Source organism: Streptomyces sp. NPDC058195, assembly GCF_042883525.1.
Lineage (GTDB): Bacteria > Actinomycetota > Actinomycetes > Streptomycetales > Streptomycetaceae > Streptomyces.
This window is the reverse complement of the sequence record NZ_JBHVVM010000058.1, coordinates 1-8,330: the sequence shown is the minus strand read 5'-3', so window position 1 is coordinate 8,330 and position 8,330 is coordinate 1. Positions and strand designations below refer to the sequence as shown.

The window sequence follows — 8,330 nt, the reverse complement described above, 5'->3', positions numbered from 1 at the left end:
CTGTGCCAGCGCCCCGCACCCGCCCTCCTCCGGACGGGGCGGCTCCCGGGTTCAGCCACCCATCGCCGCGACCACCGAACGCGGGCGCATGTCGGTCCAGTTGGCCTCGATGAACTCGCCGCATTCCTGCTTGCTGGCCTCGTCCTTCACCAGCTCCCAGCCCGCCGGCTGCTGAATCCGGGCCGGCCACAGCGAATACTGGCCCTCCTCGTTGGCCAGCACTACATAGCGGCCCTGGGCGTCCTCGAACGGGTTGGTTGCCATGATTTCCACCTCGATTGGGCGAAGTTGAACGCGATGTCTTCGGTTGCTTCTGAGTGTTTCGGCTGTAGGAAATGCTAGAAGGCGTCGTCCGCGCCGCCGGGCAGTAGCACAGGCAGTACGGCGGCACGACCGGCCGCGCGGTCAGATGAGCGCATGAGCCTTGCGGTGGGTGTGGGTGAGCGCCACCCCGGTCGCCACGGTCGCCGCGCGCACCGCGCCCAGTGCCTCGCGCACCAGCTCCGAACGCTCCACCGGCATCACCTCGAACCCGGGCTGACCCGCGCGGACGATGTTCACCGCGGCTTCGAGCACCGCGACCTGGGCCTCCCCGAGCGCCTCTCGCCGGTCGACCCGTTCCCGTACCTCCGCCAGGACGTCCGCGAGCACGTCCGCCGCGGGGACGCTGTGGCCGGTCTCTGTCATGTCGTGACTCCTCGGTCTGCCGCCGGCGGTGTGCCGCGCGCTGGATTCTGCGGGTGCAGTAAGGCCAGTCTCACGTTCCGCCGACCGCCCGGCACCGTTCTTCTGCTCAACTGCTGCTCTGCTGCCGCCCAGTTGCCGCCGGTCACGCCGGAAACGCCCGCACGGCGAATCTACGGTGGTGGCCGAAAGGAAGTTCCGGGCCCGTTCCGGATCTCTTTCTCCCCTGTCATCCAATGATGTGGACGAAGCGAACAATGAAACCTGCGGAATGGGCGGCTCGTCATCGATCCGGGCCGCTGGACGTTGTTGTCACCGGACTCCAGTCCGATGCGCACACCTGGAATCTCATCTACATCCAATTGCTGCTCGAAGACCTCGGACACAAGGTCGTCAATCTGGGTTCCTGTGTTCCCGAGGACGAGATCGTCGAGTCCTGCTGCAAGTTCCAGCCCGACCTTCTGGTCGTCAGCAGCGTCAACGGACACGGCTTCCACGACGCCGAACCGCTGATCGGGGCCATCCGGTCGCGCTGGGAACTCACGGGCCTGCCCGCGGTCATCGGCGGCAAGCTCGGCGTGTCCGGGAACGGGGGGGAAGAGGCCGACGCCCTCATGCGGGCCGGGTTCGACGCGGTCTTCCAGGACGGTGGCGACATCGCCGCCTTCGAGTCGTACGTCGGCTCCCTGCCCAAGGAGGTGGAACGGTGACCGCGCCGGCCCGGGAGGCGCCCCCCGGCGCCCCTGCCGCCGTGCACCGGCGCCCGCACTCCTTCGGCCGCTTCGTCGCCGAGGCGCAGGCCCGCGGAACGCTCGTGGTGCAGCCCCGGATGGGCTTCTCCGACCCCGCGCTGATGCGGGCCGGACTGCTGGCCACCAAGAACGCCACCGACGGCGTCGTCGGCACCATGACGATCGACAGCTACACCCGGGTCAACGACGAGCCCTCCGCGGCCCGCGCGCTGAGCGGCGGCGTGCCCCTCAACGGCTTCCCGATCACCCACTACAGCCCGCAGACCTCCCGCTGGGTCCTCGACGGCGTCGAGGACGCCGCCTTCCCCGTGCAGATCCGGCACGGCTCGGCCCGCCCCCAGCGCATCGTGGCCGCACTGGCCCGGCTGGGCCTGGACGCCACCGAGGGCGGCCCGGTCTCCTACTGCCTGCCCTACGGACGCACCCCGCTCCTGGACTCCGTACGCAACTGGCAGGAGAGCTGCGCCTTTCTGGCCGGACTGCGCGGCACTGGGGCGGAACCGCACCTGGAGACGTTCGGCGGCTGCATGCTCGGCCAGCTGTGCCCGCCCGGACTGCTCGTCGCGATCAGCGCGCTGGAGGCGCTCTTCTTCCACCGGGCGGGGCTGCGCAGCATCTCGCTCAGCTACGCCCAGCAGGTCAACGCCGCCCAGGACCGCGAGGCGATGCACGCCCTGCGCCGGCTGGCCGCCGAGTTCCTGCCGGACACCGAATGGCACATCGTCCTCTACACCTACATGGGCCTCTACCCGCAGACCCGGACCGGTTCCCTGGAGCTCCTGGAGCGTTCGGCCGAACTGGCCGTGGAGACCGGGGCGGCCCGGCTGATCGTGAAGACCGCCGCCGAGGCGCACCGCATTCCCACCGTCGCGGAGAACGTCGAAGCGCTGCGGGTCGCCGCGCGGGCCGCCGCCCGGCACCGTCGCGCGACCGCCGCCGGACACCCGGCCGCGCCCGTCCGGGGCCCGGACTCAGGCCCCGGCCCGGCGGACAACGCCGTGTACGCGGAGGCCCGCGCCCTGGTGGATGCCGTGCTGAACCTGGACGACGACCTGGGGCAGGCCCTGCTCAAGGCCTTCGCCCGCGGCTACCTCGACGTTCCCTACTGCCTGCACCCCGACAACGCGGGCCGCACCCGGAGCCACATCGACGGGTCCGGCCGCCTCACCTGGTCCGAGATCGGGGCGATGCCCCTCGGGCCCGTCCGCGACCGCGGCCGGCGGCTCACCGCCGCCGGACTGTTCGACGCCCTGTCGTTCGTACAGCGCCGCCACGACCGCATCGTTCCCCAGACCGCTCCCCGCCCCACGCTTCCCACGGCGGCCCGTCGCCCGGCGGCCCATCGGCAGCACACCCAGGAGGTAGCACCATGACCAGCCCGACCGCCGCGTTCCAGGACCGTGTCGTGCCCCCGTTCCCGGACTCGCCCGACCAGCACCTGATGGCCGAGTCGACCCGTGCCACGCTGCGGGTGCAGAGCCGCATGCTGGCCGCGACCCGCGCCTTCCTGACCGGGCAGGGGTTCCAGGAACTGCTGCCCCCGGTCATCGGACCGGTCACCGACCCGGGCATCCGGGGATCCAAGCAGGTGGACGTCGACTTCTACGGCCACAAGTACAAGCTGATGACCAGCGCGATCCTCTACAAGCAGGCCTCCTTGCTGGCCTTCGACAAGATCTTCTACATCGCGCCCAACGTGCGGCTGGAGCCGCTGGAGACGGCCGTCACCCACCGCCACCTCGCCGAGTTCCACCAGATCGACGTGGAGATCCGCGACGCCCGCCGCGAGGACGCCATGGAGCTGGCCGAACGGCTCGTCTCCCACGTCGTGGCGGAGGTCGTCCGCGACATGCCGCACGATCTGGAGCTCCTCGGCCGGGACGCGGACGCCTTCCGGGAGGTCGTCGAGGGCGCGTTCGGACACACCACGCACCGCGAGGCAACCGCGGACCTGGTGGCGCTCGGCCACCCGCAGGACCCGGCCGCCGAGATCGACTGGGAGGGCGAGGAGATCCTCTCCGCCAAGTCCAGCCGCCCCTTCTTCGTCGTCGACTACCCCAAGGGATCGCGCGGCTTCTACGACCAGGAGGACACCGAACGCCCCGGTGTGCTGCGTAACTTCGACCTGATCGCCCCCGAGGGCTATGGCGAACTGGCCAGCGGCAGCGAACGCGAGCACGACTACGCCGCTCTGGTGACCCGGATGCGGGAGACCGGCGAGAACCCCGCCAAGTACGGCTGGTACCTCGACCTGGCCCGCCGCGGCATCCCCGCCAGCTCCGGCTTCGGCATCGGTCTGGAGCGCTTCACCCGGTACGTCACCGGCCGCACCGCGGCGTGGGAGGCCAGTGCCTACCCGAAGCTCCCCGGTGTGGTGTCGGCATGAGCGGGGCGCTGAGCGCCGAGGGCTTTCCCGAGGCGCAGGTGCGGTACCGGGCCAGGGCCGGGGAGGCGGGCGTCTTCCCCGAGCTGAAGACCTACGGCTCCAGCATGCTGGGCGCGGTCCCGGCCGGGCACGATCCGTACGACCTGCTGGAACGCGCCAGGATCGTACCGCCGGTGTTCATGCCGCAGCGGCTGGCCAAGCTCATCGACCTGGCTCGCGAGCCGCTGTACACCGACGTCGAACTGGGCACCCGCATCGGCGGGTTCGCCTCCCGGCTGCCGCTCTACGTCTCCGCGTTCGGCTCCACCCAGGTCGCCAGCCACGACCTGGGCGAGGCGGCCGGGCGCCAGGCCGGACAGCTCGGCATCCCGATGGTCATCGGGGAGAACGTGGTCCCCGTCAACGGCTTCCGCTCCGCGGCCGACGCCGCGGCCTCCCCGCTGATCGGCCGGATCGCCGCCTACACGGCCGCCGCCGACGACGAGCACGGCGGGGTGGTGGTCCAGCAGTCCACCGAGGACGCGGACGCCGAGGTGTGGAACCTGGTCTACAGCGACCCGGTGTCCGAACAGCTGCTGGCCACCGGCCGCCTCGCCTTCGAACTGAAGGTCGGCCAGGGTGCCAAGCCCGGCCTCGGCGGACTCACCGTCCTGGACCGTGACGCGGGCGACCGGGTCGCCGAACAGTACGCCATGGACATGGTGTTCGGGGACGACAGCGCGTCCGTGCTGCGGGTCAGCAGTCCCGGCACCTTCACCGAGGAGATCCTGCGCCAGCAGATCCGGCTCATGCGGAACAACTTCCCCCGCGCCAGGGTGTGGGTGAAGCTGCACCCCGGCCGTGACGTGGCGCGGGCCGCGGTCACCGCCTGGGCGGCCGGGGCGGACTCCGTCACCGTGGACGGCGCGGAGGGCGGCACCGCCTGGGCGCCGACCGCCTTCCTCTCCCAGGTCGGCCTCCCGCTCGGTGAATGCCTCACCCGCATCGGCCGCACCGACCACTGCCTGCTCGCCAGCGGGCGGATCTGGGAAGGCAGCCGGGCCGCCAAGGCCCTGGCGCTCGGCGCCCGTGCCGTCGGCCTCGGCCGGGCCGCGCTGCTCGCCGTGGACGAGGACGCCGAAGCCGGCCTGGTCCGCCTGGCCGAGAGCATCGCCCTGGAACTGCGGCTCCTGACCAGCGCCGTCGGCAAGTACGACGTCGGCGCCCTGGACGCCGAGGACGTCCTGCTGCCGGCCGACGCCGCGGCGCCCGCACGCACCGGCTGACCCCGGCGCACCGTCCCACAGCCGCGCCGCTCCACCGCTCCCTCACCCCGCTTCGCGTCAACCGCACGTCATCCACCGTGGCTCCGTCGGTCTCCCGGCACGCCGCGAGACCACGAGATCCGAGCTACCGAGAAGGTGTCGAGATGTTCCAGCCGCAAACCGATCCGGCTCTCTCCCGCGGCGTCGACGTCCCCGGACACGTCGCCGCGTACAACGACACGGCCGAGAACCTCCCCGAGGGTGCTCTGCACGTGCTCTTCGCCGCGCAGGCGGCCCGCACCCCCCAGGCCGTCGCCCTCGTCTGTGAGGACCAGAGCCTCACCTACCAGGAGCTGGACGGCGCGGCCAACGCCCTGGCACACCGGCTCGTCGCCGAGGGGGTACGGCCGGGCGACACCGTAGGTCTGCTCTTCGACCGCTCGTTCGCCTATGTCATCACGGTCCTCGCCGTGCTGAAGAGCGGCGGCGTGTACGTCCCCCTCGACCACCGCCAGACCGAGGAACGCCTCGCCTGGATCCTCGGCAACACGGGCGCCGTCCTCCTGGTCACCGACCGCCCGGCCGCCGGGACCGGCTTCGCGGGCGACCTGTCCACGCTGCGCCTCGACGACACGAGCGCCACCGCCGACACGGCCCCCACCGCACCCGATGCCGAGGTCCACCCCGACCACCCGCTCTACATGATGTTCACCTCCGGCTCCAGCGGTACCCCCAAGGGAGTGGTGAACACCCACCGCAACGTCGTCGAACTGGCCCTGGACCCGGGCTTCGGCGCCACCGCCCACGAACGGGTCCTCGCCTACTCGCCGCTGCCCTTCGACTCCTCGACCTACGAACTGTGGGTGCCGCTGCTGCGCGGCGGACTCGCCGTCGTGCTGCCCGCCCGGAAGATCGACATCGGCGAGCTGGCCGAGGCCATCACCCGGCACCGGGCGACCGCCGCCTACTTCACGACCGCCCTCTTCGACGCCATGGCCAGCGAGGCGATCGACGGCCTGAAGCAGCTGCGGGAGATCTGGACCGGCGGCGACGTCCTGTCCGCCTCCGCCCTCCAGCGCGCCATGGACCACTGCCCGGACACCACGTTCGTCCACGTCTACGGTCCTACCGAAGCCACCGTCTTCTGCAGTTACCAGAGCTTCACCCCCGAGGTCCGCACCCTCGACCGGCTGCACCTCGGCATTCCGATGGCCAACACCGCCATGTACGTCCTCGACGCCGGACTGCGCCACACCGCCCCCGGCGAGACCGGTGAACTCTACGTGGCGGGCCCGCACCTCGCCCAGGGCTATGGCCGCCTCCCGGCCCTGACCGCGGAGCGCTTCACCGCCGACCCCTACGGCCCGCCCGGCACCCGGATGTACCGCACCGGCGACCTCGCCGCCTGGAACGAACACGGCGAGATCATCTTCCTGGGCCGCGCCGACCAGCAGGTCAAACTGCGCGGCAACCGCATCGAACTCGGCGAGATCGAGACCGTACTCGTCCGCCACCCCTCCGTCGCCCAGGCCGCGGTCATCGTCCGCGAGGACCGGCCCGGCGACAAGCGCCTGGTGGCCTACGCCGTACCCGCGGAGGAAGGCGTCCTGGACGGCGGCGAACTCCTGCGGTACGCGGCCGGACAGCTCGTCGAGTACATGGTGCCCTCGGCCCTCGTCCCGATGGGAACCCTGCCGCTGACCCCGAACGGCAAGCTCGACCGGCGCGCCCTGCCCGTGCCCCAGGCCGGTGCCACCCCCGGCGGCCGGGGTGCGCGGGGCCCCGTCGAGGAAGTCCTCTGCGGCCTGTTCGCCCAGTCCCTCGGCCTGCCCTCGATCGGCGTCGACGACGACTTCTTCGTCCTCGGCGGGCACTCCCTGCTGGCGACCCGGCTGGTCAGCCGGGTCCGCACGGTCCTGGACGTCCAGCTCACGCTGCGGCAGTTCTTCGAGTACCCGACCGTCGCCCTGCTCGCCGGGTACGTCGCCACCGGCGGCGGCGACCGCGCTCGCCCCGCCCTCACCGCCCAGGAGCGCCTGGAGCCGCTGCCGCTCTCCGCGGCCCAGCAGCGGCTCTGGTTCCTCGACCAGCTGGAGGGCCCGTCCGCGACGTACAACATCCCGCTCGCCGTACGGGTGCGCGGACACCTCGACCGCGCGGCCCTGGAGGCGGCGTTCACCGATGTCGCGGGGCGCCACGAGAGCCTGCGCACCGTGTTCGGCCAGGCCGACGGGCAGACGTACCAGCGCATCCTGCCCGCCGACGGTGTCCGGGTGGAGGTGCCGGTCACCCCCGCCACGGAGGAGAACGTCTCCGAGCTGCTGACCGCCGAGTCCGAGCGGATCTTCGACCTGGCGTCCGATCTCCCCTTCCGCGCCCGGCTGTTCAGCCTCGGCGAGCAGGAATCCGTGCTCCTGGTCGTCATGCACCACATCGTCTCCGACGGGTGGTCCTACCAGCCGCTGATGCGTGACCTGAGCACCGCGTACGCGACCCGCTCCCGCGGCGAGCGCCCCGCCTGGGAACCGCTGCCCGCCCAGTACGCCGACTACGCCCTCTGGCACCGCGATGTGCTCGGCGACCCCGCGGACCCGGGCAGTGTCGCCTCCGGGCAACTCGACTACTGGCGCACCGCACTGGCCGGCCTCCCGGACGAGGTCACCCTGCCCGCGGACCGGCCCCGCCCGGCCGTCGCGTCCTACCGGGGCGCCACCCACACCGTGCACCTCACCGAGGAGATCCACGCCGCCCTGGCGGAGCTGGCCCGCGATGCGGGGGCCTCGGTCTTCATGGTGGCGCAGGCGGCGGTGTCGACCCTGCTGTCCCGCTCCGGAGCCGGTCACGACATCCCGCTCGGTTCACCCATCGCGGGCCGCACGGACCAGGCGCTGGACGATCTGGTCGGCTTCTTCGTCAACACCCTGGTGCTGCGCACCGACGTCTCCGGCGACCCCACCTTCCGTGAACTGCTCACCCGGGTCCGGGAGAACGACCTCGCGGCCTGGAGCCACCAGGACCTGCCGTTCGACCGGCTGGTCGAGGCGCTGAACCCGGAGCGCACCACCGCCCGCCACCCGCTCTTCCAGGTCATGCTGACCCTCACCGACGCCGCCACCCCGACGCTCGTCGCCGAGGACCTGGACACCGAGTCGGAGTTCACCTGGCTGCGGATCGCCAAGTTCGACCTCACGTTCTCCTTCGCGGAGCGCCGCACCCCGGACGGCCGTCCGGGCGGGCTGGACGTCACCATCGAGTACGCGACGG

The 8,330-nt window shown here is 71.8% G+C and carries 7 protein-coding genes; 5 read left to right on the top strand and 2 right to left on the bottom strand.

Annotation, left to right across the window (positions count from 1 at the left end; all coding sequences use genetic code 11):
* Window positions 1–51 precede the first annotated feature (51 nt).
* Both ACFVWY_RS35205 and ACFVWY_RS35200 read right to left on the bottom strand, forming a co-directional pair.
* Window positions 52–264: an MbtH family protein gene (locus ACFVWY_RS35205; protein ID WP_389878996.1), complete on the bottom strand. Its 213-nt coding sequence runs from the start codon at window positions 262–264 to the stop codon at window positions 52–54.
* A gap of 141 nt (window positions 265–405) precedes the next feature.
* Complete coding sequence (locus tag ACFVWY_RS35200) at window positions 406–687, bottom strand: hypothetical protein (protein WP_389878995.1); 282 nt, start codon at window positions 685–687, stop codon at window positions 406–408.
* 254 nt (window positions 688–941) lie between these two features.
* On the opposite strand from ACFVWY_RS35200, the gene ACFVWY_RS35195 reads away from it, so the two are divergent.
* The 5 genes from ACFVWY_RS35195 to ACFVWY_RS35175 form a co-directional block, all read left to right on the top strand.
* Window positions 942–1,394: a cobalamin B12-binding domain-containing protein gene (locus ACFVWY_RS35195; protein ID WP_389878994.1), complete on the top strand. Its 453-nt coding sequence runs from the start codon at window positions 942–944 to the stop codon at window positions 1,392–1,394.
* Window positions 1,391–2,809, top strand: a complete 1,419-nt coding sequence (locus ACFVWY_RS35190; RefSeq protein ID WP_389878993.1) for a methylaspartate mutase — start codon at window positions 1,391–1,393, stop codon at window positions 2,807–2,809. Before ACFVWY_RS35195 ends, ACFVWY_RS35190 begins: the two co-directional genes overlap by 4 nt.
* Window positions 2,806–3,822: an asparagine synthetase A gene (locus tag ACFVWY_RS35185; protein WP_389878992.1), complete on the top strand. Its 1,017-nt coding sequence runs from the start codon at window positions 2,806–2,808 to the stop codon at window positions 3,820–3,822. The genes ACFVWY_RS35190 and ACFVWY_RS35185 overlap by 4 nt, the downstream gene beginning before the upstream one ends.
* The gene (locus tag ACFVWY_RS35180) at window positions 3,819–5,087 is read left to right on the top strand and encodes a glutamate synthase-related protein (RefSeq protein WP_389878991.1); all 1,269 of its coding nucleotides are present in this window, start codon (window positions 3,819–3,821) and stop codon (window positions 5,085–5,087) included. The genes ACFVWY_RS35185 and ACFVWY_RS35180 overlap by 4 nt, the downstream gene beginning before the upstream one ends.
* A gap of 143 nt (window positions 5,088–5,230) precedes the next feature.
* On the top strand, window positions 5,231–8,330 hold a 3,100-nt coding region (locus ACFVWY_RS35175; RefSeq protein ID WP_389878990.1), incomplete at its 3' end, for an amino acid adenylation domain-containing protein.